The following is a 24,043-nucleotide window of genomic DNA, read 5'->3' as shown; positions in this document are numbered from 1 at the left end:
GGCGTACGGGTTCCGGGTCGCCATGACGAGCGGTGTGCGGGCCCCGCTCGATGGCGGTCTCCAGGAGCTTCCCGGACGTCGGCGCGATCACGCGGCGGATGGGCTGCTCCGCTCGCCGGTGAGTCCCACCCGCAGCCAAGGACGGTTGTCGGACCGTCGGACCGGTGGAAGATCCGACGGCCGGCCCCGGGCAGGTGCGTGCCCGGGGCCGGCTCGCCCGGTGCGGCCCCGCGTACGGGGCCGCACCGGGCGGGATCAGCCGCGGCGGGCGGCGGCCTTGCGACGGGTCAGGAACACGGCACCGCCGCCGACGAGGAGCAGCGCCACGGCGCCGCCCACCATCGTGCCGGTGTTGTCCGAGCCGGTCTGGGCGAGGTCGCCCTCACCGCCCTGCGCACCGGCGGCGGCCGGGGAGGACGACGAGGCGGCCGGCGAGGCGGGCTGTGCGGTGGTCGCGGTGTCGCTCGGCTCGGCCGACTGCGCGGGGGTGGGCTTCGCGGCGGGCGTGGTGGCGCCGTCGCCGGGCGTGGTGGTGGCGGGCGGGGTGCTCGGCTCCTCGTCGTCCTTCGGCGGGTTGGCGATGCAGTCGGTTCCGCCCTCGGACGGACCGTTCCAGGAGGCGATCAGCGCGCTGCCGATGACCGGCTTGCCGGCTGCCGGGACGGGGCCGTGGCCCTCGCCCTCCTTGCCGTCGAAGACGGTCGTGCCGCGGTACAGGTCGAGTTGGGCGAAGCAAACGGCGTCCGGGACGGCGATGGACAGCGCCGCCGTCTGGCCCGCCTGGACCGACACGGAGGCGTGGTCGAGCAGCTGCTGCACGCCGGAGCTTTTGAAGTCCGGGCCGTGCGCCAGGTACGACGCGAGCGAGACGGTGCAGGTGCTGCCGTCGCCCTTGACCTGGAGCGTGAGCTTGCCGTTGGCGTCGGGCGCTATGTCCCTCAGGCCGGGCCGGCCCGTCCACGACGAACCGTCGGCCGAGAACGCGCACTTGTCGGACGGGGCCGCGCTGCCGGGCCCGCTCTGCTGCGTCTCGAAGGTGCTGTCGGTGTTCTTCCAGCCCTGGCCGCCGCCGTGGGCCGAGGCCACACCGGAGACGGAGAGGGCCAGCAGCGCGGCGGATGCCGTGGTGCCGGCCAGACGGATGGCGACGCGTCGAGTCATGGCGCATACCCCTTGTGCAGGTGAAGGATCCGCCGGCGGACTCGGCGCGCACCCCGCCCCCGTCGCGGCACCCGGCCCGTACGGGCGTGGTGCGGCTCGGGACGACCGCCGGCCGGCACCGCGGACTGGGCGGCGAAGACAGACGCCACCCGTCGGGGTGCACCGCGTTCCGCGACGGCGCGCGGATGGACGCGCGCAGCCGAAAGGACAGCCGGGAGTCGGAGGAGTGAGCGCCGGGCCGGATCGGACCCGGGAACAGGGAGAAGCTTCAACCAGCCTTCCTCACCTGTCAATTCGCCGTCTTGCGTCTCATACGTAACGGTGAACACGGGAATGGCACGGCGTTCTGCCGGTGTGTCACGAATGCCCGGGAATGGGAGTGGGCGGCCGGGCGCGGCGCGGGCTGCGGGGGGGGGGGCGGTCCGCGGGCGGCGTCAGGGGCTTTACGGCCCCTGAGGGGCTCTACGGCTCCTGAGTGAGGGCCGAGACGACGGCGGCGCGCACGGCGTGGCGGTCGAGTGCGGCGATGCGGCGGATGCCCGTTCCTCCCGGGGCACAGACCTTCTCGCGGAGGGTGGCCACTTCGGCGCTGTCCGCCCGGAGCCAGGCCGCGCTGCCGGTGAGCACCTGGGTGATCAGTTCGCGGGCGAGGTCGCGGGGCACACCCCGTACGGCACCCGCTTCGATCATCGCGTCGGCGAGGTAGAAGACGTAGGCGGGGCCGCCGCTGCTGAGGGGGCTCAGCACGGCGTGCTGGTCCTCGGCGATCCGCAGTACTTTCCCGGACCGCTCGAAGAAGCGCGTGACGGTCTCGGCCTGGGCCGTCGAACAGGACGCGCCGGGGGTGAGCAGCGTCAGGCCGTGTCCGACGGACGCGGTCAGGCTGGGCATGGCCCTGGCGGCGGCCACGCCGTCGGGCAGCAGGTCCTCCAGATCGGCGAGGGTGATCCCGTCGGCGAGCGAGACGACCACGGCGCCCTCTTCGAGCCGGCCGGCGATCTCCGCCAGGATGTCCGTGAGGCCCGCGGGTGGCACGGCCAGGACGACGACCTGTGCGTTCGCGGCGGCCGTCGCGTTGTCGGTCGTCCCGTGCACCGCGTACGACGAGGTCAGGGCGTCGACGTGGTCCTGGCTCCGCGCGGTGACCCACATGTCGGACGGGTCGAGGCCGCCGGCCAGTGCTCCGGTCAGCAGCGCCTCGCCCATCGTGCCCGTACCGAGGAACGCGACCGTCCGCCTTGCCGTACCCATACGACTCCCCCGCCTTGTCCGTCTCGACGCCGCTCGCGGCGCGTGCCGCGCATCAGGCGACCGCATCCGCTCGACCATCCCCAGTGCACCCGTTCCGGTCCCCCGTCGCACATTGAAGGGAACCGTCCGGGGCACGGGACGGCACGGCACGGCCTGCCCTCGGCCTCTCCGGGCAAGGGCGTGTGGCGCCTGCGCGCGGGGGGCGGCGGGCTCCGTGGCGACGGACGACCGACCGCCTGACCGGGAGCCGCGCCCCGTCCGCCCGGGCGCCGCACCCCAGCCGCCCGGAATCCGCGATCCGTCCGCCCGTGAGCCGCACCCCACCCTCCCTACCCGGAAACCGCGACAGGTCCGCCCGGCACCGGAGCCGACCCCGTCCGACGCAGGACGCTCGACGCCGGACCGATGACCAAAGTCCCCGCCCATCGGCCCGGCGACGGGCGTGCACTGGGAGAGGGACGGTGCGGACACCGTCCCGGAACGGACGGACGGAGGCGCGGATCGTGGTCGTCGAGGAGAGGCGCGGGTTCTGCACGCTGTGCAAGTCGCGGTGCGGTGCCGTCTACACGGTCGAGGACGGGCGGATCACCGGTGTGCGCCCCGACCCCGGCCATCCCACCGGCGCCGCGCTGTGCCCCAAGGGCCGCGCCGCACCCGAGATCGCGCACAGCAGCCGGCGGCTCACCACCCCGCTGCGCCGCACCAACCCCAAGACCGATCCGGATCCGGGCTGGGAGGAGATCGGCTGGGACGAGGCGCTGGACGAGATCGCCCATCGCATGCGGGACATCGCCGCCGGGAGCGGCCCGGAAGCGGTGGCGTTCGCCGTGGCCACGCCCAGCGGCACCATGGTCTCGGACGCCACCGAGTGGATCGAGCGCCTCGTGCGCGGCTTCGGCACCCCCAACACCGTGTACAGCGCGGAGATCTGCAACTGGCACAAGGACGTCGCCCACACCTTCACCTTCGGCACGCCCCTCCCACCGCCCGACTACGCGCACACGGATCTGGCCCTGCTGTGGGGGTTCAACCCGGCGAAGACGTGGCTCGCCCAGGCCACCGCCCTCTCCGCCGCCCAGGCCGCCGGCGCCACCCTCGCCGTCGTCGATCCGCGCCGCTCGACCAGCGCGCTCACCGCCGACCACTGGCTGCGGGTGCGCCCCGGCACCGACGCCGCCCTCGCCCTCGGGCTCGCCCACCTCCTGATCGAGCGGGACGGCCACGACGACGCGTTCGTCCGGGCGTGGACCAACGGTCCCCTGCTGGTGCGCCGCGACGACGGCCGTTTCCTGCGCGCCCGCGACCTGGACCCCGAGGCGGACGACGACGTGTTCGCCGTGTTCGACGTGCGGCTCGGCGCGGTCCGCGCCTACGACACGCGGCGTCCGGCCGTGCGCCTCGAGGACTTCGCGCTGCGCGGCGAGCACACCGTCCGCACCCGCGACGGGGACGTCCTGTGCCGGCCGGCCTTCGAGGAGTACGCGACCGCCTGCGCGGCCTGGCCCGCGGACCGGGTGGCGCGCACCACCTGGATCCCGGAGGACCGGATCCGGGCGCTCGCGGAGCGGATCGCGCGGGCCGCGTCGGTCTCGTACTACGGCTGGACCGGTGTCGGACAGAGCGCCAACGCCACCCAGACGGAACGCGCCCTGGCCACCCTCTACGCGCTCACCGGCTCCCACGACCGGCGCGGCGGGAACCGTCCCGCTCCCCCGCCGCCCCACCGTCCCGCGTCCGGCCCCGCCCGGCTCGCTCCGGCGCAGCGCGCCAAGGCACTGGGCCTGGACAGGCATCCGCTGGGCCCGCAGGCCTCCGGGTACGTCAACGCGGGCGACCTGTGCACCGCCATCGAGTCGGGTGAGCCCTACCGGGTGCGCGCGCTGATCGGCTTCGGCTCCAACCTCGTGGTGTCGCAGCCGGGTTCGGACCGGGTGGCGCGGGCCCTGCGCGACCTGGAGTTCCAGGTGCACCTCGACCTGTTCCCCAACCCGACGAGCGACAGCGCGGACATCGTGCTGCCGGTGAACAGCGCCTACGAACACGAGGCGTTGCGGTTCGGCTTCGAGACGGGCCACCACGCCCAGGAACACGTGCAGTTGCGCCCGCGTCTGGGCGCTCCGCTCGGCGCGTCCCGGTCGGACACGGAGGTGGTCTTCGACCTGGCCCGCCGACTGGGTCTGGCCGACCTCTTCTTCGGCGGCGACATCGAGGCCGCCTGGGACTGGCAGCTGGAGCCGCTCGGCCTGACCGCGGCGCGGCTGCGGGAGCACGAGGGGCCGGTGCGCGTGCCGCGGCCCGAGGCGGAACGCCGCTACGCGCACGCCCACGCGGACGGCACGGTCGTCGGGTTCGCCACCCCCACCCGGCGGGTCGAGCTGTACTCCGAGCGGCTGCGCGACCACGGCCATCCCCCGGTGCCCGTGCACACCGCGCCCGACGGCGACGACCCCGCCTTCCCGCTGGTGCTGACCTGCGCGAAGCACGGGACCTACGTGCACAGCCAGCACCGCGGCGTCTCCTCGCTGCGCCGCCGGGCGCCCGAGCCCCGCCTGGACGTGCATCCGGACACGGCGGCCGCGCACGGACTGGCCGACGGCGACCTGGCCGAAGTCGCCACCCGGCGCGGCGCCGTGCGCCTGCGGGTCCGCTTCGACAGCGCGCTGCACCCGGCCGTCGTCGTCGGCGAGTACGGCTGGTGGCAGTCCGCACCCGATCTGGCGCTGCCCGGCCATGACCCGACCTCGGCGGCCGGCGCCAACTACAACCTGCTCGTGGGCCATGAGGTCCGCGACCCGCTCAGCGGTTCGGTGCCGCTGCGCGCTGCGGCCTGTGCGCTGCGCGCCGTGCCCGGCGAGGACGCCTGGAACGGCACGCGCCCCTTCACCGTCACCGCCCTGCGGGCGGAGGCCCCGGGCGTGCTCGGGCTGCGCCTCGCACCGGCCGACGGCGGCGCCCTGCCCGACTACGCGCCGGGCCGGTATCTCGGCCTGCGCGGCCCGCACACCGACACGCCTCGCTGCTACTCCCTCACCGGGCCCGGCACCGACCCCGGGCGCACCGGCTACGACCTGGCCGTGCGCCACGTCCCCGGCGGCGCCTTCTCCACGTACGTGCACGAGGAACTCCGGGTCGGCGACCTCCTCGACGTGAGCGCCCCCGGAGGCCTGTTCCGGATCCCGGTCGACCTCGACGCGCCCGTCGTGCTGCTGGCGGGCGGCATCGGGGTCACGCCGTTCGTCTCGTACGTGGAGACGCTCGCCGCCACCGGGGGCAGGGTGCCGGAGGTGGTGCTGCACCACGGCAGCCGCGACGGCCGCGACCACTGCTTCCGTGCGCGGCTGCGGATGCTGAGCCGGCGCGTGGACCGGCTCACCGTCGTCGACCACTACGCCGAGCCGGGCCCCGGCGACCTCGTGGGACGCGACTTCGAGCGCACGGGGTTCGTCACCGCCGCCGACATCGACGGCCGGCTGCTCGCGGCGCGGGCCCGCTTCTACCTCTGCGGGCCACCGGCCATGATCGACAGTCTCACGGCGGGGCTGCTCGCGCGCGGAGTGCCGCCGTTCGAGATCTTCGCCGAGTCGTTCCGGGCGGAGCGGCCCCCCGTACGGCTGCGTGACGACGCGGAGTTCCGTGTCCGGCTCGCCCGCTCCGGCAAGGAGCTCACCTGGCGCGCGGCGGACGGCACCCTCCTGCAATGGGCGGCGAAGTCGGGGGTCCCGATGGCCGGCGGGTGCCGTGTCGGGCAGTGCGAGAGCTGTGCGTGCACCGTCCTCGACGGCAGCGTCACCCATCTCGTCCGGCTCTCCGGCGATCTACCGGACGATCGCGCGCTGGTCTGCCAGGCCGTGCCCGCGAGCGACATCACGCTCGACGCCTGAGGGGGCTCGCGGCCGGGCCTGAACCGGCAGCGAGCACATGTGGGACACCGAACCGGCGGCGAGGCGAGCGCACGTGTGGCACCGAACCGGCGGCCGCGAGCGCGCACGGGACAGGGGCCGGCCCCCGGGCGGCCGGCCCCTGTCCCTGATGACGCGGTGGTCTCAGGCGATGCGCGTGTGCACGACCGCCGTGTTGTTGCCGCTGCCGCGCTCCTGGCTGGTCGTGGTGACCGTGTTCGACAGGTGCACGGTGCCGCCTCCGTACGACGGCGCGCGGCCGGCTATCTCCAGGCGGACCGTCCGGCCGGGGGCCAGATCGCCGATGGCGAGCACGATCCGGCCGTCGCCGGTGAGGGTCTCGGACGCGTGCCCCTGGCTGATGCGGTGCGCCAGGTAGGTGATGCCGTTCGGCATGGTCGTGCTGGTGCGGACGTTCTTCGCGGTGGCCGAGCCCTTGTTGGTGAACTCCACCACCCAGCGCTGCTCCTGGTCGTGGTCGAGGTGCCGGGGGCCGGACGCGGTCACCGCGACGTCGGCGAGGCGCTGCTTGTCGGAGGCGCCGCCGCCCCAGGGCTTCCCGTAGTCCTTGTCGTAGCGGTAGTTGTCGGTCCAGCCCTTGCCGTAGTCGCCGTCGTAGCCGGCGGCGTGGGCGACGCCGGTCCGGGGGCCCGCGTGGTCGTCCCGGGGAGCGGCCGACGCGGAGCCCGCCACGGCGAGGGTCGCCGAGACCGCTCCGGTGAGCAGCACCGCCACGGCGGTGGTGCGGCGGGCGCGGTGGAGGGGTGTGGTGCGAGGGGACATGGGTGTCTTCTTTCGTCTCGTTGCGGCGCCGTGGGGCGCCCGTCCGCGGCCGACGGCTTCCGGGGCCCGGAAGCCGTCGGCTCAGGACGTGAGGTCGGCGTAGAGGATGATGTTGTCGGCGCGGTGGCCGTCGACGATCGGGCCGCCGCACGTGATGAGCCGCAGTTGCGGTGTGCGGGTCGCGCCGTACACCTTCCGTGTCGGGAAGTGGTCCTTGGCGACCTGTTGGATCTCCCGGACGGTGAAGGTGGCGGTGGTGCCGTCGGCGCGGGGGACGGCGATCTCGTCGCCGGTCCTGATCCGGGACACGTTCCGCAGCAGTGCGGGGCCGTTCGCGGTGTCGTAGTGCGCGACGATCACGGCCGCGCCGTTCTGACCGGGTGTCACCGATCCGCTCCACCAGCCGGGTTCGTCCGCCTTGTCGACGGGCGGCACCTCCAGCGCGCCGCCGGCACCGAGCCGCAGGCGCAGCATGGCGGAGGCGTCGACGCCGGCCGACGGGATGCGCAGGCCGACGGGCCGCGATCTCGGCAGTGCGGCGGCGGAGTGTCCGGCGTGCGACGCCGAACGGTTCGTCACCCGTACGTCGTCAGCGGGGGCGTGCCCTGTCGAACAGGCGGTCAGGCCGGTGAGGCCGGTCAGGCCCACCGTCAGTGCGAGCGCGACCGCCGCGCCGCGCCGTGCGGTCGTCGTCATCACAGGTGCTCTTCACCGGGTGGTGTGCGCGGGCTCAGGACTCGTGGCGACGGCCGCGCCGCAGCCCGAGGTACCCGAGGCCGGCTCCGGCGAGCGCGAGGCCGCCGCCCGCGGCCACCAGCAGCGGTGTCTCGGAGCTGTGCGAGGAGACACCCTCGGCGCCGGCCTTGACGCCGCCGCGCGGCAGCTCGCCCTGGGCCCGGACCGGCGCGCCGCCGCTCTGCGCGGCGGACAGGTCGGAGTGGCGCACGGCGCGCTGATCCCGGGTGTCCTGCCGGATCTTCTCGTGGGTCTTCCGGTCGGTCTTCTGGTGGCTCTTCTGGTGGACGCCCTGGTGCTTCTGCTGGTGGGAGTCGCCGTGCGGGTCGGGCACGTCCTGCTCGCTGTGCCAGCCGTCGGGGTGGACGACGCCCACGAAGCCGTTGGCCTGATTGAGGACGTACCGGTACTTGTGGACCGTGCTCGACGCGTGGTGGGCGTCGAGGTTCGCCACGCGCTGGCCCTTGACCGTGATCCAGGCCATGTAGGAGCCGTCGGGCAGCGTGTACACGTGCGCCTGGGCGCCGTTGCTCAGCCGGTAGTGCTGCTCCTTGGGCGCGCTGTCGGCCGGGCTCTTCGACGGGTCCGCGGCCGAGGCCGACGGGTCCTTCGACGAGTCGGTCGTGTGTCGCCCGGGCTGTGTGGAGTCCTGGGACACGGACGCGGAGGTCCGCTGATCGGGCTGCGCCGGCGCGGAGTCCGCGAACGCGGCGGCGGCCGGGACGGTGAGGCCGACGACCAGGCCGGAGACGGCGGCGGCCTGCAATACACGACGAGAGATCGACATGTCGATAATCCCTTGTTCCGTGGTGAGTGGAATGCCTTGCGACACCCGAAAAGCTACGGAGCAGCTGTGTGCACTTTCCGTCGGATATGTAACAACCACCTCACAGCGGTGCAGAACGGGGCAAGTGGCGACTTTGGTCCCGTGCGGAAAAGGACTCTCTCCCCGGGCGGGCGCAGGGGCGAGGCCCAGTCAGGAACGATCGATACGCTCAACTCGGTAAGAATCGTTGAGCGTTTCGACTGGTCCCGTTACAACAGTGCGCGAGCCGGCCCGTACGGGCCGGCCCCGGGACACACCGGCCGATCGATCGAAGAGGTGACCCCATGCACCGCACCCCACCCCTGCGTGCCTGGCTCTGCACTGCCGCCGCCACGGCCTGCGCCACCGCCCTGGCGGCGTCCCCCGCGCAGGCGTCCGTGATCTGGGACGCGGACGCCGCCCAGGGCACCGGCGTCTTCGTGACCACGCTCTGCGACAGCCCGGGAGAGGTCTCCACGGGGAACTGGGGCGACGGCCACGGCACGTTCTTCAAGTTCAACAAGCCCATCGGGTCGCCGCGTTGCGAGGCGCACAGCGTCCGCACCGGCGGCGGCGAGTACTCCTTCCAGGACGGCGGCACGTACTGGTTCGGCTGGGACTCCATGACCAAGACGGGCAACGCGCAGACCGTCTTCCAATGGAAGTCCAACGGCACCAACGACCAGAACAGCCAGAACTACCCCGTCCTGCTGAAGGTCGAGGACGACCGGCTCAAAGCCTGGTACGTGGCGCCCGGCGAGACCTGGATCTCCCTCGGCACCACGCCGTGGACCGCCGGCGAGTGGCACTCCGTGCAGCTCGGGATCACCACGGACGCGGGCGGCGCGGGAACCCTCTCCGTGTACAAGGACGGCACCGAGTTCGCGTCCCGGACCGGCGCCCGCACCTGGGACGACCTGGGCAACAAGCCGCGCTGGGGCACCTACTTCGGCACCGACGACAGCACGGCATCCATCAACTGGGTGGCCGGTCTCGCCATGGGCACCTCCCGCTCCGACGTGGACTGACCCGGGACCTACCAGCGCTCCTCCGTCAGCGGGCGCCCGCCGGACCACAGGCTCATGTTCCGGGCCGCCCCGCTGTACATCAGGGTGGTCTCCGTCCGGGCCGGGGGAAGCGTCAGGTCGGTGCGGCACAGCAGCCGTTCGCGCTGATCGTGGAACCAGCGGCGCACCGTGATCCGGGGCGCCCGTGTCCGCAGATGGGGCGGGGCGGGGCTGATCGTGACGGTCTCGCTCAGCGAACCTTCGAGGCCCGCCTGCCGGCACCACGCGGGAAACGCGGCCAGGTCCGGGTCGACGGCGGGCAGCCTCGTCAGGTAGGCGGCCAGTTGGGGCACTTCGAGCACGGCTTCCTGGGTGAAGTAGGTGACGGCGCGCCGTCGCCCCCGGGTGACCGGGTCGTGCGTGTGGTGCCGGTAGTGGAGGGTGGGCCGGCCGGGTGGCAGCCGGAGGTGCTCCGCCAGCGCGGGCGGCACGGTGGCCAGGAACAGATCACCGCTGAGCGGTTCGCGGCCCACCGGCTCCAGGAACGGGCTCGGCAGCGGCGCGGCGGGCGCGCCGGGGTCCGCGGCCGGCCGGACGCCGTTGACGTAGGTGCCCCGCTTGCCGGTGACCACGAGCCCTTGCTGCCTGAGCAGTTCGAGGGCGGCGCGCACGGTCGTGCGTGCGGCCCCGAACCGCTGCGTCAGCAGTCGCTCCGACGGCAGCCGGTGCCCCGGCCCCACCCGGCCCTCCTGGATGTCGTCCGCGAGCGCGGACGCGATCCGCTGATAGGCGGGCCGCACCTCCCGAGATGACTTCACGCGGCTCTCCCTCACCATCAGCGACGCACGGTACGGTTTCCGTGACCAACCAAAGGTCTACACCAATTTCGCGCGCGGGCCAAGGCCCCTTCCGGCCCCGGTGAGCGGTACGGGAGGGTGGGGGCGCCCTGGACGTCGCGTCGAAGCCGCCCATGAGGCGGGGGCAGGGGGCGGGAGGCGGGAGGGGGCGCGCGATCGGAGCGGCCGGTGCCGCGACGCCGACACCAACTGCTCGCTACGGGGCGGAGGTCGGACCTGCGTCCGTGGTCGGCGACATCGCGGCCGTGGCCTGGGCCAGCGGGCGAGCGGTCACGGCCGTGCGCTCGGGCGCGCGGTCACGGCCGGGCGAGCGCCGGCCCGGGGGCGCGACGTCGGTCCGGGGGCACGCCGTCGGTCCGGGGGCGCGTCGTCGGCGTACGGACCGGCGTTTCGGAGGCGTTCGGCCCCACTCCACGGGACTTGTGCCGAGGAGGGCCCGCTGCCGGACGGGAGAGGATGAGCGCAGGTCAGCGCGAAGGGAACGTGGTGCGCAGCCGGTAGCGCTCGCCGCTGTAGTCGACGGTCGACAGCAGGGCCGGCCGGTGGTCGCGGGCGTAGATCGTCTGGTCGAGCCGGAGCACGGGTGCGCCCGGCTCGATCTCCAGCTCCCGCGCGAGCGCCCGGTCGGCGGCGCGGGCCTCGATGGCCGTCTCCGAGCGGTCCAGCGTGACACCGCGGGCGTCGAGTTCCGCGAAGAGGGAGGCGGAGGTGAAGTCGACTTCGGTGAGGCCCGGGGCGAGCGCGTCGACGACGAGCGTGCGGTCGACGGCGATCCGTACGTCGTTCAGGAGCCGCACCCGGTCCAGGCGGAGCAGCGCGGTACCGGCCGGGACGTCGAGCCGGTCGGCGTCGTCGAGCGTGGCGAGGACCCGCTCCTGGGCCAGCACCAGCGAACGCGCCGTCATCTGCTTGCGTCGGGCGGTGGCCGAGAACGATTCCAGGTCGTTGGGCCACTCACGGGCGGGGGCGGGCGCCGCGACGAACCAGCCTCGGCCGTGCGTGGCCGTGAGCAGTCCCTGGTCGACCAGGTGCAGCAGCGCCTTGCGGAGGGTGACCCGGGAGATGTCGAAGCGGACGCACAGGTCGCGCTCCGAGGGGAGCCGGTCCCCCGCCCCGAGGCCGTCGCGGGCGATGTCCTCGCGGATCAGGTCGGCGGCCTGCTCCCACAGCGGGGCCGCACCGCTTCCACGGCGGGGGGTCCGGGGCGTGGGCCGCTGTTCCGACATTCGGGATCCTCCGGTTCGACGACTTGGACCATACCACTGCGTACCAGTTCGGCGGCGCCGCGGGTGGCACATCCAGTGCGCGCGCCACCCGAAGCCGCACCACGAGCCTGCCGCAGCGCGCGTCACACACTTAAGTAAATACAAGTGTTGACCAGTTGAAGACCTCTGCATACCTTTGGGGTGTGGCGTGCGGATCTCCTCAGCGTCACTTCCCGGCGCCCTCGGCCCCTCGGCCGCGCCGGATCCCCAGTCCCGTGGAGGAAGACAGATGAGTACGGCTCACGCGACGAAGCGTGCCGGAAGCGGCGTGATGGCGGTGATGCAGCGGATCGGGCGCAGCCTGATGCTGCCGGTGGCGGTGCTGCCCGCCGCGGCGATCCTGTTGCGGCTCGGCAAGGAGGACCTCCTGGGCTCCGAGGCGCTGCCGGAGGTCATCCGCAAGTTCGGCATGATCCTCAGCGCCGGCGGCCAGGCCGTCTTCGACAACCTCCCGCTGCTCTTCGCCATCGGCGTGGCGATCGGCTTCGCCAAGAAGGCCGACGGCTCCACCGCGCTGGCCGCCGCGGTCGGCTATCTCGTGTTCAAGAACGTGCTGGCCAGCCCCGCCTTCCCCAAGGGCGTCGACGGCGAGCCGCAGGACGCGAAGGTGCTCGGCGGCATCGTCATGGGCCTGGTGTGCGCGCTGCTCTACCAGCGCTTCAGCCGCACCAGGCTGCCCGAGTGGCTGGGCTTCTTCGGCGGACGCCGGCTCGTGCCGATCCTCAGCGCCTTCGCCGGGGTCGGCGTGGGCCTGGTCTTCGGTCTGGTCTGGCCGGTCGTCGGCGGCTGGTTCTTCCACTTCGGCGAGTGGCTCGTGGGTACCGGCGCCTGGGGCGCGGGCCTGTTCGGACTGGTGGTGCGCGCGCTCATCCCGATCGGGATGCACCACTTCTTCTCGTTCTTCCCGTGGTTCGAGGCGGGCTCGTACACCAACCCGCAGACCGGCGCCGAGGTGCACGGCGACATCGCCCGCTTCCTGGCGGGCGACCCCAGCGCCGGGCAGTTCATGACCGGCGGCTTCCCGATCTACATGTTCGCGCTGCCGGCGGCGGCGCTGGCCATCGCGCACACGGCGCGGCCGGACCGGCGCAAGGCCGTCAAGGGCATGATGATCTCGGTCGCCCTGACCTCGTTCGTCACGGGCGTCACCGAACCCATCGAGTTCAGCTTCATGTTCGTGGCGCCGGTGCTGTACGCCATCCACGCCGTCCTCTTCGGAGTGTCGATGGCGCTGTGCTACGCGCTCGGCATCCGGGACGGCTTCGGCTTCTCCTCGGGCGCGATCGACTACGTCCTCAACTTCGGTATCGCCACCAAACCCTGGCTGCTCCTGCCCATCGGGCTGGTCTTCGCCGCGCTCTACTACGTGATCTTCCGCTTCGCCATCCTGCGGTTCGACCTCCCGACACCGGGCCGCGAACGCGACGAGGGCCCCGGCGAGGACATCGTGCCCGCACCGCGGGCGGAGGACGCCCCCGCGCCCGCCGAACGCGCCGCGGACGCGCCCTCCGGCTCCGCGCCACCGCCCCCGGCCTGACCGCCCTACGCCCCGACCCGTACGACTCGCACGACCCGTACGACTTTTACGACCAGCGTTCTCGGGCGCCCGCCCGCGCCCCGGAGCCCCCGAAAGGACTCCCCCATGTCCGGCACCCGCATCACCTTCCACACCGGCCAGGACCAGCAGCCCGAGGCCCTGGCACGGGTCGTCGACCACGTCCGCGCCCAGCTGTCCGGCACCGCTCTCGCCGACCTGACGTCGGCGCGCCGCCCCCTGTTCGCCGGGATCGGCGCCTCGTTCGCGGCGCTCGCCGTGCCCGTGGAGGTGCTGCGCGCCCACGCGGTGCCGGCCCAGCGCGTCCTCGCGAGCGAGATCGAGGACGGGCTCGCCGGGTTCGACACCGACGTCCTGGTCGGCGTGTCCCAGTCGGGGCGCAGCTCCGAGACGCTCGCCGCGTTCCGGGCGTCCGGCGCCGTGCGGACCGCCGCCGTCCTCAACGTCACCCCGTCCCCGCTCGCCGACCTGGCCGACGTCGCCGTCGACCTCGGCAACGAGCCCGACTCGTACGCCTCGACCATCGGGTTCACCGCGACCGTCGTCGCCCTCGACCTCGTCGCCGGGGCGCTCGCGGGCCGCGCGGGCGACGCCTGGGACGGCATCGCCGGCCGGCTGCGCACCGTACGGGAGCGGGCGGCCGCCACGATCGAGCCGCTGCGTGCGCGTGCCGCCGCGTGTGTCGCCGCCGACTGCGTCGCCTCCGGTGCTTCGCGCGCCAGCGCGGAGGAGGCCGCGCTACTGCTGCGGGAGGTGCCCCGCGTCCCGGCCGCCGCGTCCGCCACCCGCAACTATCTGCACGGCGAGATGGAGTCCGCCGGCAACACCCTGCACCTGGTCTTCGGCGACGGTCGCGAGATCGGCCTCGCCCGGTCGCTGTCCGACGCGGGGCACCTGACCCTCCTCGTCACGACGCGGGACGTCGAGCCGGGCGAGCACCTGGGCGTCGTCCGGCTGCCCGACACGGAAGGGCCGGGCCCGCGTGTGGTCCTGGAGACGGCCGTGGTGCAGGAACTCGTCCAGGCCCTGAGCGCCGAACGGGACGTACCCGTCGAGGCGTTCGTCTTCGCCAACGACGACACCAAGGAAGGCGGCGTCGACCCGGGTGACTTCGCCATCGCCTCCCCGGAGCTGACGACCGGAAGCTGAACCGCCGGGGAGCCCCGGTGATGGCCGGCCCGGCGGGGGGCACAGCGGGGGCCGCGCCCACACGGACACCGGACCGACCAGCGGAACGGCGGACTATGCGGCTGGTCGGCGCTCGATGAACGCGGTCAGCACCTCCACGGTCGCGGCGGGCTGCTCGTCGGGAATGAAGTGCCCGGCCTCCGGGATGAGCACGCCGATCGTGTTCTCCGCCCACGGGCCGATGGAGGCGGCCATGTCGGGGATCGACCCGTGGGAGCTGGAGACGCCGAGGACCGGGACGGTCAAGCGCCCCCGTTCCAGGGCCTCGTGATTCCTGCGCGCCGATTCCGGGGCGTCGCGGTAGTAGGCGAGGGACGCCGAAAGGCCTCCGTCGGCCGCGATGGCGGCGGCGTAGTGGTCGATCTCGGCGGCACCGAAGGTGCTCGGGGACAGGGTCTTGGCCTTCAGGAACCAGCCGACATAGTCCCGTTCGCGGCCGGTCAGCAGCGTTTCGGGCAGTTCGGGCACCAGGTGGAAGGCGAAGTGCCAGGTCTTCCAGGCCCGGTCGGGGTCCGTCGGGACGGAGCCCGGGAGGGTGATCCCCGGAATGCCGGCGTCCAGCAGGGCGACGCCGTGCAGGCGCTCTTCGTACGTCAGGGCCAGCGAGAAGGCGACCCACGCCCCGATGTCGTGGGCGACCAGCCAGTACGTCGGCACGTCGAGCGCGGTCAGAGCGGCCTGGACGCGGGACGCGACGGTGTGCGTGTCGTAGCCCGCCCGAGGACGTTCGGAATGGCCCTGTCCCGGCAGGTCGATCGCGATCACACGGAACCGCTCGGCAAGGCCCGGCATCACCTTCCGCCAGGCCCACCAGGTCTGCGGGAATCCGGCGAGCAGCACGACGGTGGGACCGGCCGGGCTGCCGCCCTCCACGGCATGGAGCCGGACTCCCTCCGCGTCGACCCAGTGGTGCGTGAAACCCGCGAGGTCGTACAGCGGCAACCCGGGGACCGGGTTCTCGGCGAAGGAGGCGGGCGGGGCTGCGGTGTCGTCGGTCATGGCGTGAGCCTACTTCATCTTGGACTGATCAGTTCAAGATAGGATGGGGCGCGGCCCTGACGGTCGGTCCGAGAACGAGGTGCGTGTGTGATGGCCGGGAAGAAGCAGTTCGACGTGGGCCGCGCGCTCGACGCGGCGATGGTCCAGTTCTGGCGAGTCGGATACGCCGACACGTCGCTCGACGACCTGTCCAGGGCGACCGGGCTGAACCGCAGTTCCCTCTACTCCTCGTTCGGTGACAAGGAGGCGCTCTTCCTGCGGTGCCTGGACCGCTACGCCACGCGGTACGGGACCGGGTACGACCAGGCGCTCTCCGGTGCGGCCGAGGACCCGCTCCGGGCGGTGCGCGCGTTCTTCGAGGTCACCCTGCGCCGCATCGCCGACCCCGACGTGCCGGACGGCTGCCTGATCGCCCAGACCGCGATGGCGGCACCGGCGCTCGGCCCCGCCGTCGCCGCCCGCGCGATCGAGGCTCTGGGCTTTCAGCGGGCGCGGCTGCGGACCGCGCTGGACGCCGCGCAGTTGGCCGAGGGCGATGCCGACGGCTTCGCCGTGCACCTGGCGGCGGTCAACCAGTCGCTGGCCGTGATGAGCAGGACCGGCGCGAGCCAGGAGCAGCTCCGCACGATCGTCGAGGTCAGTCTGCGCGCGCTCTCGCACGCCGTGCGTGTTCGGAACTAGGATCTCGTTCTAATTCCGGGCCCGCTGTGGCGGCCGGGCGGCGGCCTCCCCGTGCAGGGGCGCCGTGGGGGTGCCGGATGCCGGAACCAGCGGGAAACGGTTCCGTCACAAGTGATCTCATCCGCCCGCTTGCCGGTGGCGGAAGGTGTGTTGCTCAGTACGGTACTGACGCAGTGTCGGATACCTGGCGGTAGGGGTGGGGGCCATGACGCGGGAGACACAGCCCGGCAGGGTGATCGGCGCACGGTACCGGCTGGACGAAGCCCTCGCGCGCGGCGGCTTCGGCATCGTATGGAAGGCGCGGGACCTGCATCTCGGCCTCGACGTCGCGGTCAAGGAGCTGTACATGCCGCCCGCGACGTCCCCGAAGGAGCATGCCGCCCGTCTCGCCCGCGCCGAGCGGGAGCCGCGCAACGCGGCCAAACTGCGCGACGAGCCGTACATCGTGGCCGTGCACGATGTCGTCTTCGAGGACGACAAACCCTGGATGATCATGCGGTTGGTCCTCGGTCACTCGCTCCTCCAGCAGGTGGAGTCGCACGGCCGGTTACCCCTGGAGAGGGCCGTGCACGCCGCCGGGAACCTCCTCGCCGCGCTCCGGGCGGCGCACGCGGCGGAGATCATCCACCGGGACGTGAAGCCGGCGAACGTCATGGTGGCGGCCACCGGCGACTTCCTGCTCACCGACTTCGGCATCGCCGTCCACGCCAGCGACACCTCGCTCACCACGACGGGCGGGTTCATCGGCTCTCTGGAGTACGTCGCCCCGGAACGCGTGAACGGCGTCGACGACCGGCCGGTGAGCGATCTGTTCTCGCTCGGCGCCACCCTCTACCACGCCGTCGAGGGCGTCTCGCCCTTCCGCCGCAACACCCAGACCGCGACCCTGTCGGCCGTCCTCATCGAGCAGCCCGCCCCACCCGCACACGCGGGCGCGCTGAAGCCGCTGATCACCGCGCTCCTGGAGAAGGACCCGGACAGACGGCCCACGGCGGAGGAGGCCCTGGCCCTCCTCAACAGACCCCCGAAGAAGAAAAAGACGAAGGAGGAGGAGGGCGCGGGAGGCGGGACGGGAGGCGACAAGAAGAAGGGAGGAGCCGACGGGGGCAAAGGGGGCGGCGGGGCCAATAAGGGCAGCGGGGGCGGCGGGGGCGGCGGGGGCGGCGGGGACAAGAAGCCCGAGAAGAAGGCGCCCGCGAAGAAGAAGGACTCCACTGACGGGGAGCTGTGGTGGGCCGTCATCGCCGTGGTCGTCCTGGCCGTCATCTTCTGGCCCGAGATCTCGGACAAGCTGGAGAAGGACGACGCCAAGCCGAGTGCGTCGCCGTCCGCGAGCTCCGGACTGTGGCCGACCTCGACCGCGAGTGCCCCGTTCACCCCCGAGCCGGCCACAGCCGAGCCGGAGCCGTCCATGGACCCGGCGTGCACGACGGCGGCCGACGCCCTGAGCAGCTACCTCGACCTGATGCCGAACCCGGTCACGAACGACAACCTGGGCTCCGCCCACGCGGCTCTTCAGGACCTGGCATCCCGCCTGGACCGGGCCGCGTCCGAGGCCACCGACTCCGACGTCCGATCCGCGATCAACGCCCTCTCCGCCGACGCCAGGGTGCTGGACGGCACCCTGGACGACTCGGGGAACGGCTTCGAATCGGCGCGGGACGAACTGTCCTCGGACGACAGCCGCCTCGTCAGCACCTGCAACGGGGACTGAGGACGCGCCGCCGCGCCGCCGCACTCACGCGGGGACGTAGAGCTCCTGCGGCGACGAGTCCAGGATGAACCCGTTGTCGAAGCGGACCCGCACCGTCACCAGGGGCCCCTGCTCCTGGAAGGCGACCCACGCAGGTCGCAGGGCGCCGATCTTCTCCTCCAGCTGCCTCCTGCTCTCCGGGGGCATGCCGTCTCCGTAGGCGTCGAGCAGCGAGCTGAGCCGCTCGTACTCGCGGACGTCGGCCTCCTCCCGGACGTGTTCGACGACTTCCTCCACCGTTCCGCCGGTGTCTGCGGCGAGGGAGAGGACGCCGATGACCACCCCGGACACCTCGATCGGGTCGGTCAGGCGGAGATCGGCGGCCAACGTGACCCGCTGGCCTTCCTGCAACGTCATGGGGATCCCTGTTCTACGGTCCGGTCGTGCTCACCCCATGATCGCGCCCGTCCCGCCGGACTGTGGCACCGGTCCGGCCGCGAGCAGCCGCAACTTCTCGTGGCTCTCGCTGCCGGGCACCGCCGTGTAGACGAGCAGGTAGTGGGACTGGCCCGGATCCACGAGCGTCTGGCAGTTCAGTTCCAGGGCGCCGACCGCGGGGTGGACGAAGCGCTTGACCTCCTGGGGACGGATGCCGACCTCGTGCTCGTCCCACACCGCGCGGAACTCCGCGCTCGCGGCGTACAGCCGTTCGGCGTAGTCCGCGGCGCGCGATCCCGGCCCGCGCAGCGTGACCGCTTCCCGCAGGCCGGAGGCGAACATGCGGGAGAGGAACGCGTGGTCCTGCGGGGCGTAGAGGCGCCGCGCGCCGGGATCGGTGAACCACCGGTAGCCGATGCTGCGGGCCGGGCCGGTGTACGCGGTGGTGTCCCCGGTGAGGGCCACGCCGAGCGGAGTCTGGCGCAGGGTCTCGCCCAGCTCCGTGACGATCTCCGCGGGCGTGTCGCCCAGCCGGTCGAGGATCCGCAGGAGTCCTGGGCCGATGTGGTCGCCGAACGCCCCGCGGGCGGGCGGGTTGTGCCCGGCGAGCCGGAACAGGTGGTCGCGTTCGTCCAGGGAGAGGTGCAGGCCCTGGGCCATCGAGGCGATCATCTGCTCGGACGGCTGGGGACCGCGCTGCCGCTCCAGACGGGCGTAGTAGTCGACCGACATGTGGCACAGGGCGGCGGCCTCCTCGCGTCGCAGTCCACTGGTTCTGCGTCGCTTCCCCCGGGGCAGGCCGACGTCCTCGGGTTGCAGGGCCTCCCTGCGCCGCCGCAGGAACTCCGCCATCCCGGCCCGGTCGATCGCCATTCCTGCCTCCTGAGTGCCGCCTCCTTTCTACCTGCGGCCCTCCGCGGCAGCCACGGCCCGCCGATCCCCCTCTCGCGCCGGGCCGCCGCCCCGGTCCGCGCCCGTCAAGGGGGGATCAGCAGGCCCTGCATACGCAGGGCGTCCGTGCGGGACTGTAGGAACAGCGCCCCCCGCACGACCAGGAGAGACACATGGCACGCACCCCCATCGACTTCCCCGTTCCCGACCTGACCGGCCGACGGGCCGTCGTCACCGGAGCCAGTGACGGCATCGGTCTCGGCATCGCCACCCGACTGGCGGCGGCCGGTGCCGAGGTGCTGCTGCCCGTCCGCAGCCGCCGCAAGGGCGAGGCGGCGCTCAGCACCCTCCGCGCGGCGGTTCCCGGCGCGCGCGCGGACCTGCGCACGCTGGACCTGTCGTCGCTCGACTCCGTCGCCGCGCTCGGCGACACGCTGCGCGGCGAGGAACGGCCGATCCACCTCCTCGTCAACAACGCGGGCGTGATGACCCCGCCGGGCCGGCAGACCACAGCCGACGGGTTCGAGCTCCAGTTCGGCACCAATCATCTCGGCCATGTCGCCCTGGTGGCCCAGCTGCTGCCCCTGTTGCGGGCGGGAGAGGCCCGGGTGACCTCGCAGATCAGCGTCGCGGCGAACCAGAGGTCCATCAACTGGGAGGACCTGAACTGGGAACGCTCGTACAACGGGCAGCACGCCTACAGCCAGTCGAAGATCGCCCTGGGCCTCTTCGCGCTCGAACTCGACCGGCGGAGCCGGGCCGCCGGCTGGGGCATCAGCAGCAACCTCGCCCACCCCGGCGTGGCCCCGACCAGCCTGCTCGCCGCCCGCCCCGAACTGGGCCGGGACCGCGACACCCTCGGCGTCCGCCTGATCCGCTTCCTGTCCGCCCGCGGCATCCTCCTCGGCACCGTCAGCAGCGCTCAGCTGCCCGCCCTGCGCGCCGCGACGGACCCCACGGCCCGGGGCGGCGGTTTCTACGGGCCGAGCGGCCCCGGACATCTGGGCGGCCCGCCGGCCGAACAGAAGCTCTACTCGCGGCTCACCGATGCCGAGGAAGCCCTGCGCGTCTGGTCGGTCTCGCAACAACTGGCCAAGGTGGAGTTCCCCTGAGCGGGCACGGCACCGGCCGCGTGGCACAGCCAGGGCCCTGCGACACACGGGTGATCTCGTCCGGTCCGATGGACCTGTTCGGTCCGGTCCGTCTCCGGGGGGGGCCGCTGCTAGACGCGCGACCCGTCGGTCGCCACGGCCGCCAGGGCGCACAGCACGCCCCAAGCGCCCGCGACCGCCGCGGCCTTGCGCCGGGCGGCCCGGTCCGGCAGGAGGGAACCGAAGAGCGCGGCGTCGGCGAGGTCGGACGCGACCCGGCAGGCGGTCGCCGTCCGCCGTGCGGAGGGGGTACCCGCGAGGATCATGGCCGCACCGATCGCGGTGTCCCTGGCTCCCATCGCGCGCACGAGCAGGGCCGTGGGGGCGGAGACCGACCCGTCCGCTTCCGTCAGGCCGCAGGGCTTGGCCAGCAGCGCGGGCCGGGCGAGGGTGCCCACGCCGTAGGCAGCGGTCCCCACCCCCATCCATCGAACCCATCCGACCGCCACAGCGACTCCTTCGACACGAACACGACAGACAGGGCAAGCGTCCAGGTTCCCCATCCTGCCGGTCCCACGCCCTGACGCATCCTGTCGAGCAGGCGCACGGACAGCCGTCCTGGGCCAGGGCGGAGGCCGTGCACTCCTCACCGGGGGCGTCAACGGGATCCGTCGAGGCGCCGGGCGAGGTCCAGCAGATCGGTCAGCCGCAGGACGCGGCCGTCGTGTCCGGGGAGCGGCACGTGGAGGGGCCGCGTCCAGTGCTCGGGGATGGCGTCCAGGCCGTGGACGGCGCCCGCGAGGCCGCCGGTGACCGCGGCGACGGTGTCCGTGTCACCGCCGAGGTCGATCGCGGCGCGGACCGCATCCTCGAAGCCCGTGGTGGTGCGCAGGGCCCACACCGCCGAGCCGAGGCAGGGCCAGACGGCGCCGTTGAACTCGGTGGCCCGATCGGGGTGCCAGTCCGGGGCGAGGACCGCGGCGTAGCGGGCGCGGTGGGCGGGGTGGACGAGGGACAGGGTGTCCGGCAGCGCGGTGAGCGGGTCGGCGCCCTCCAGGGCGACGCGGACGAGTTCGTGGAAGAGCGCGGTGCCCTCCCAGGCCGCGGCGTCGCCGTGGGTGAGGGCGGCGATGCGGCGTGCCGCGTCCATGGTGGCCCGCCGGCCGGCGGCGGCGAAGTGGACCGCCGAGGTCGACGCCCGCATGAGGGAGCCGTTCCCCGCCGCCCGGCCGGTGATCTGAAAGTGGAGCGGCGCGGCGGTGTCCCACGGCAGGCCGTTGGTGAGGACGTCCTCGGTCTGAAGGCCGATGTCCTTCGGCTCCGAGACCGCCCACCGTTGGAAGCGGGCGAAGATGTCCGGCAGGTCGAGCCCGCCGCGCTCCAGCAGCGACTCCGCGACCAGCACGGCCATCTGCGTGTCGTCGGTGGCCTCGCCCGGTTCCCAGCCGCCCCCTCCGCACATCTCGCCCCCGGCGCCGGGCACCGGGAACCGCGCGGAGAACCCTCCCGCCGGGCCGAATTCGAACGGAGCGCCCAGAGCGTCGCCCACCGCCGCACCGACCACGGCGCCGGCGGCCCGCTGTCTTCGCTTCATCGGCGCAGGCTATCCGTGTGCGGCTGCGGCCTTGCGGGGCGTACGGGCACGGTGGGGGCCGCCGTGTCGGCCGCGCTCGCCGGGACAGGGGGAAGGCGGCGGTTGCCGTGGGTGACGGGCCACCAGTCCTATTCGGTCACACTTGTCAGTCGACCGCCGTGGAACGGGGAGGGGTTGGCATGAGCGAGGGTTTCACGCGCCGCAGGCAGAGCCGGTGGGGCGAGGGCGCGGCGCTGAAGGAGGAGATCGTCCGGGCGGCGGCGCGGATGCTGTCGGAGTCGGGGCGGGAGCGGGATCTGTCCCTGCGGGCGGTGGCACGGGAGGTGGGCATCTCCGCGCCCAGCATCTACCTGCACTTCACGGACCGGGCCGAGTTGGTGGCGACGGTGACGCGACGCGCGTACGAGCGTCTGGCCGACGAGTTGCGCAGCACCTGGACGGACGCCCGGGAGGCCGGGCCGCAGGCCGCCCTGCGCGTGATGGCGCGGCACTACTGCACGTACGCGCTGGACCATCCGCGGGTGTACCGGCTGATGTTCGGCATCGAACGGATCGAGGTGCCCCGCTCGCAGGCGGCGTCGCATCCGCTGTGGACGGTGCACGAGGTGTGGACGGAGGCGGTGGCGGCCTGCCGGGGTGGGGACGAGGGGCCGGTGGCGTCCGGGCGGTCGACCCCGTTGCTGTGGGCGTCGGTGCACGGGCTGGTGGCGATGGCCATGGCCGTGCCGTTCGCGGCGGACCGCGCGCAGTTGGAGGGGATGGTGGACGAGCTCCTCGACCTGCTGGTGGCCGGATAGACCGCTCGCCTCGGTGACCCTCCGTCATTTAGCTGCATAGGCCCACTAACGCTGTTAGGAAAGAGGGGCACGCGATCCTTCCCCCACACGGAGGTACGCATGAACCCTGCCGCGCACCCGGCCGTCGCATTGCCCGCGCTTCCCAGTCCCCGCGCCGCCGGCTGCCCCTTCGACCCGCCCCCGGCGCTCCAGGCTCTCCAGGCGGAGAGGCCCGTCACCCGCGTCCGGATCTGGGACGGCAGCGAGCCATGGCTGATCACCCGGCACGACCATCTGCGCAGCCTGCTCGGCGACCCCCGGGTCAGCTCCGATCCGCGGCAGCCCGGCTTCCCGCACCGCAGTGCGGCGATGCGGGAGCGGGACAGGACGAACCCCACCTTCATCAACATGGACGATCCCGAGCACGCCCGGCTGCGCCGCATGGTGACCGCGCCGTTCGCCGTACGGAAGATGCAGGCGCTGCGGCCCGCCGTGCAGAGGATCGTGGACGACCTGATCGACAGGATGCTCGCCGGGCCGGCCCCCGTCGACCTGGTCGAGGCGTTCGCCCTGCCGGTGCCCAGCCTGGTGATCTGCGCGCTGCTGGGCGTGCCCTACGACCGGCACGACTTCTTCCAGCGGCGCACCCAGGTCATCGTCCGCCGCACCTCCACGGCCGAGGACGTACGGGAGGCGATGGACGACCTCACCGACTACCTCGACGAGTTGCTCACCGTGAAGCTGGCCTCGCCGGGCGACGACCTGCTGTCGGAGCTGGCCGTCAGACGTGTGGCCACCGGTGAGATGACCCGGCGCGAGGCCGCGCGCATGGGGGTGCTGCTGCTGGCCGCCGGGCACGAGACGACGGCCAACATGATCGCGCTCGGCACCCTCGCCCTGCTGAGCCGCCCGGACCAACTCGCCCTGCTGCGCGAGGCCGAGGAACCCGAGGTGGTCGCCGGGGCCGTCGAGGAACTGCTGCGCTATCTGAACATCACGCACTCGGGGCGCCGGCGCGTGGCGTTGGAGGACATCGAGATCGGCGGCCGGACCATCCGGGCGGGCGACGGCATCGTCTTCGCCAACGACATCGCCAACCGCGATCCCGACGCCTTCCCCGACCCCGACCGCCTCGACCTCACCCGCGACGCCCGCCGGCACGTCGCCTTCGGGTTCGGCGTCCACCAGTGCCTCGGCCAGCCGCTGGCCCGGATCGAACTGCAAAGCGTGTACAGCACCCTGTACCGGCGCGTCCCCACCCTGCGGCTGGCCACCGGCATCGATCAACTGGAGTTCAAGCACGACGGGTTCGTGTACGGCGTGTACTCCCTGCCCGTCACCTGGTGACCCCGCACCCCGGCCGGTCCGCCCCAC

At 73.1% G+C, this 24,043-nt stretch carries 21 protein-coding genes; 9 read left to right on the top strand and 12 right to left on the bottom strand.

The window, feature by feature from the left end:
* Positions 1-255: 255 nt before the first annotated feature.
* On the bottom strand, positions 256-1,161 hold the full coding sequence (locus tag ACIP5K_RS20340) for an LAETG motif-containing sortase-dependent surface protein (protein WP_401411325.1): 906 nt from the start codon (positions 1,159-1,161) through the stop codon (positions 256-258).
* Positions 1,162-1,623: 462 nt separating this feature from the next.
* Positions 1,624-2,412 carry a pyrroline-5-carboxylate reductase gene (gene proC / locus ACIP5K_RS20335; protein WP_401411323.1) on the bottom strand — a complete coding sequence of 263 codons (789 nt, stop codon included), beginning with the start codon at positions 2,410-2,412 and terminating at the stop codon, positions 1,624-1,626.
* Between the two features lie 461 nt (positions 2,413-2,873).
* Between proC and ACIP5K_RS20330 the strand changes: the two genes are divergently transcribed.
* Positions 2,874-6,293, top strand: a complete 3,420-nt coding sequence (locus ACIP5K_RS20330) for a molybdopterin-dependent oxidoreductase (RefSeq protein WP_401411321.1) — start codon at positions 2,874-2,876, stop codon at positions 6,291-6,293.
* 162 nt (positions 6,294-6,455) lie between these two features.
* On the opposite strand, the gene ACIP5K_RS20325 is transcribed toward ACIP5K_RS20330, so the two are convergent.
* The 3 genes from ACIP5K_RS20325 to ACIP5K_RS20315 form a co-directional block, all read right to left on the bottom strand.
* Positions 6,456-7,094, bottom strand: a complete 639-nt coding sequence (locus tag ACIP5K_RS20325) for a hypothetical protein (protein WP_401411319.1) — start codon at positions 7,092-7,094, stop codon at positions 6,456-6,458.
* Positions 7,095-7,175: 81 nt separating this feature from the next.
* Positions 7,176-7,790, bottom strand: coding sequence for a class F sortase (locus ACIP5K_RS20320; RefSeq protein WP_401411317.1), 615 nt, complete (start codon positions 7,788-7,790; stop codon positions 7,176-7,178).
* A 34-nt stretch (positions 7,791-7,824) separates the two neighbouring features.
* Entirely contained in the window at positions 7,825-8,616 is a 792-nt protein-coding gene (locus ACIP5K_RS20315; protein WP_401411315.1) for a hypothetical protein, read from the bottom strand.
* Positions 8,617-8,939: 323 nt separating this feature from the next.
* On the opposite strand from ACIP5K_RS20315, the gene ACIP5K_RS20310 reads away from it, so the two are divergent.
* Positions 8,940-9,662: a heparin lyase I family protein gene (locus ACIP5K_RS20310; RefSeq protein WP_401411313.1), complete on the top strand. Its 723-nt coding sequence runs from the start codon at positions 8,940-8,942 to the stop codon at positions 9,660-9,662.
* Positions 9,663-9,670: 8 nt separating this feature from the next.
* Here ACIP5K_RS20310 and ACIP5K_RS20305 read toward each other — a convergent pair whose 3' ends face one another.
* Together ACIP5K_RS20305 and ACIP5K_RS20300 are read right to left on the bottom strand one after the other, a co-directional pair.
* Positions 9,671-10,459 (bottom strand): GntR family transcriptional regulator, encoded by a 789-nt coding sequence (locus ACIP5K_RS20305; RefSeq protein ID WP_401411310.1) that lies wholly within the window; start codon positions 10,457-10,459, stop codon positions 9,671-9,673.
* A gap of 506 nt (positions 10,460-10,965) precedes the next feature.
* Positions 10,966-11,724: a GntR family transcriptional regulator gene (locus ACIP5K_RS20300; RefSeq protein WP_401411309.1), complete on the bottom strand. Its 759-nt coding sequence runs from the start codon at positions 11,722-11,724 to the stop codon at positions 10,966-10,968.
* A gap of 268 nt (positions 11,725-11,992) precedes the next feature.
* Here ACIP5K_RS20300 and ACIP5K_RS20295 point away from each other — a divergent pair, with 268 nt between their 5' ends.
* Positions 11,993-13,300, top strand: a complete 1,308-nt coding sequence (locus ACIP5K_RS20295; protein WP_401411307.1) for a PTS transporter subunit EIIC — start codon at positions 11,993-11,995, stop codon at positions 13,298-13,300.
* A gap of 105 nt (positions 13,301-13,405) precedes the next feature.
* Positions 13,406-14,467, top strand: coding sequence for an SIS domain-containing protein (locus ACIP5K_RS20290; protein WP_401411305.1), 1,062 nt, complete (start codon positions 13,406-13,408; stop codon positions 14,465-14,467).
* 93 nt (positions 14,468-14,560) lie between these two features.
* Here ACIP5K_RS20290 and ACIP5K_RS20285 read toward each other — a convergent pair whose 3' ends face one another.
* On the bottom strand, positions 14,561-15,505 hold the full coding sequence (locus ACIP5K_RS20285; protein WP_401411304.1) for an alpha/beta fold hydrolase: 945 nt from the start codon (positions 15,503-15,505) through the stop codon (positions 14,561-14,563).
* A 90-nt stretch (positions 15,506-15,595) separates the two neighbouring features.
* Here ACIP5K_RS20285 and ACIP5K_RS20280 point away from each other — a divergent pair, with 90 nt between their 5' ends.
* Positions 15,596-16,186, top strand: a complete 591-nt coding sequence (locus ACIP5K_RS20280) for a TetR/AcrR family transcriptional regulator (protein WP_401411302.1) — start codon at positions 15,596-15,598, stop codon at positions 16,184-16,186.
* Between the two features lie 205 nt (positions 16,187-16,391).
* The gene (locus ACIP5K_RS20275; RefSeq protein WP_401411301.1) at positions 16,392-17,900 is read left to right on the top strand and encodes a serine/threonine-protein kinase; all 1,509 of its coding nucleotides are present in this window, start codon (positions 16,392-16,394) and stop codon (positions 17,898-17,900) included.
* A gap of 24 nt (positions 17,901-17,924) precedes the next feature.
* Here ACIP5K_RS20275 and ACIP5K_RS20270 read toward each other — a convergent pair whose 3' ends face one another.
* On the bottom strand, positions 17,925-18,296 hold the full coding sequence (locus ACIP5K_RS20270) for a hypothetical protein (protein ID WP_401411299.1): 372 nt from the start codon (positions 18,294-18,296) through the stop codon (positions 17,925-17,927).
* 30 nt (positions 18,297-18,326) lie between these two features.
* Positions 18,327-19,190 carry a helix-turn-helix transcriptional regulator gene (locus ACIP5K_RS20265; protein WP_401411297.1) on the bottom strand — a complete coding sequence of 288 codons (864 nt, stop codon included), beginning with the start codon at positions 19,188-19,190 and terminating at the stop codon, positions 18,327-18,329.
* Positions 19,191-19,381: 191 nt separating this feature from the next.
* Here ACIP5K_RS20265 and ACIP5K_RS20260 point away from each other — a divergent pair, with 191 nt between their 5' ends.
* On the top strand, positions 19,382-20,320 hold the full coding sequence (locus ACIP5K_RS20260; protein ID WP_401411295.1) for an SDR family oxidoreductase: 939 nt from the start codon (positions 19,382-19,384) through the stop codon (positions 20,318-20,320).
* A gap of 110 nt (positions 20,321-20,430) precedes the next feature.
* Here ACIP5K_RS20260 and ACIP5K_RS20255 read toward each other — a convergent pair whose 3' ends face one another.
* Positions 20,431-20,784: a hypothetical protein gene (locus ACIP5K_RS20255; RefSeq protein WP_401411293.1), complete on the bottom strand. Its 354-nt coding sequence runs from the start codon at positions 20,782-20,784 to the stop codon at positions 20,431-20,433.
* Positions 20,785-20,957: 173 nt separating this feature from the next.
* Entirely contained in the window at positions 20,958-21,893 is a 936-nt protein-coding gene (locus ACIP5K_RS20250) for an ADP-ribosylglycohydrolase family protein (protein WP_401411292.1), read from the bottom strand.
* Between the two features lie 179 nt (positions 21,894-22,072).
* Between ACIP5K_RS20250 and ACIP5K_RS20245 the strand changes: the two genes are divergently transcribed.
* A complete protein-coding gene (locus tag ACIP5K_RS20245) occupies positions 22,073-22,690 on the top strand; it encodes a TetR/AcrR family transcriptional regulator (protein WP_401411290.1) in 618 nt (205 codons plus the stop codon).
* A gap of 99 nt (positions 22,691-22,789) precedes the next feature.
* Entirely contained in the window at positions 22,790-24,016 is a 1,227-nt protein-coding gene (locus tag ACIP5K_RS20240) for a cytochrome P450 (protein WP_401411289.1), read from the top strand.
* The last annotated feature ends 27 nt before the right edge of the window (positions 24,017-24,043 follow it).

This window comes from Streptomyces sp. NPDC088785 (assembly GCF_044750685.1).
Classification (GTDB): Bacteria; Actinomycetota; Actinomycetes; order Streptomycetales; family Streptomycetaceae; genus Streptomyces.
Note: the sequence above shows the minus strand (reverse complement) of the source record. Positions and strands in the feature narration are given on the sequence as shown.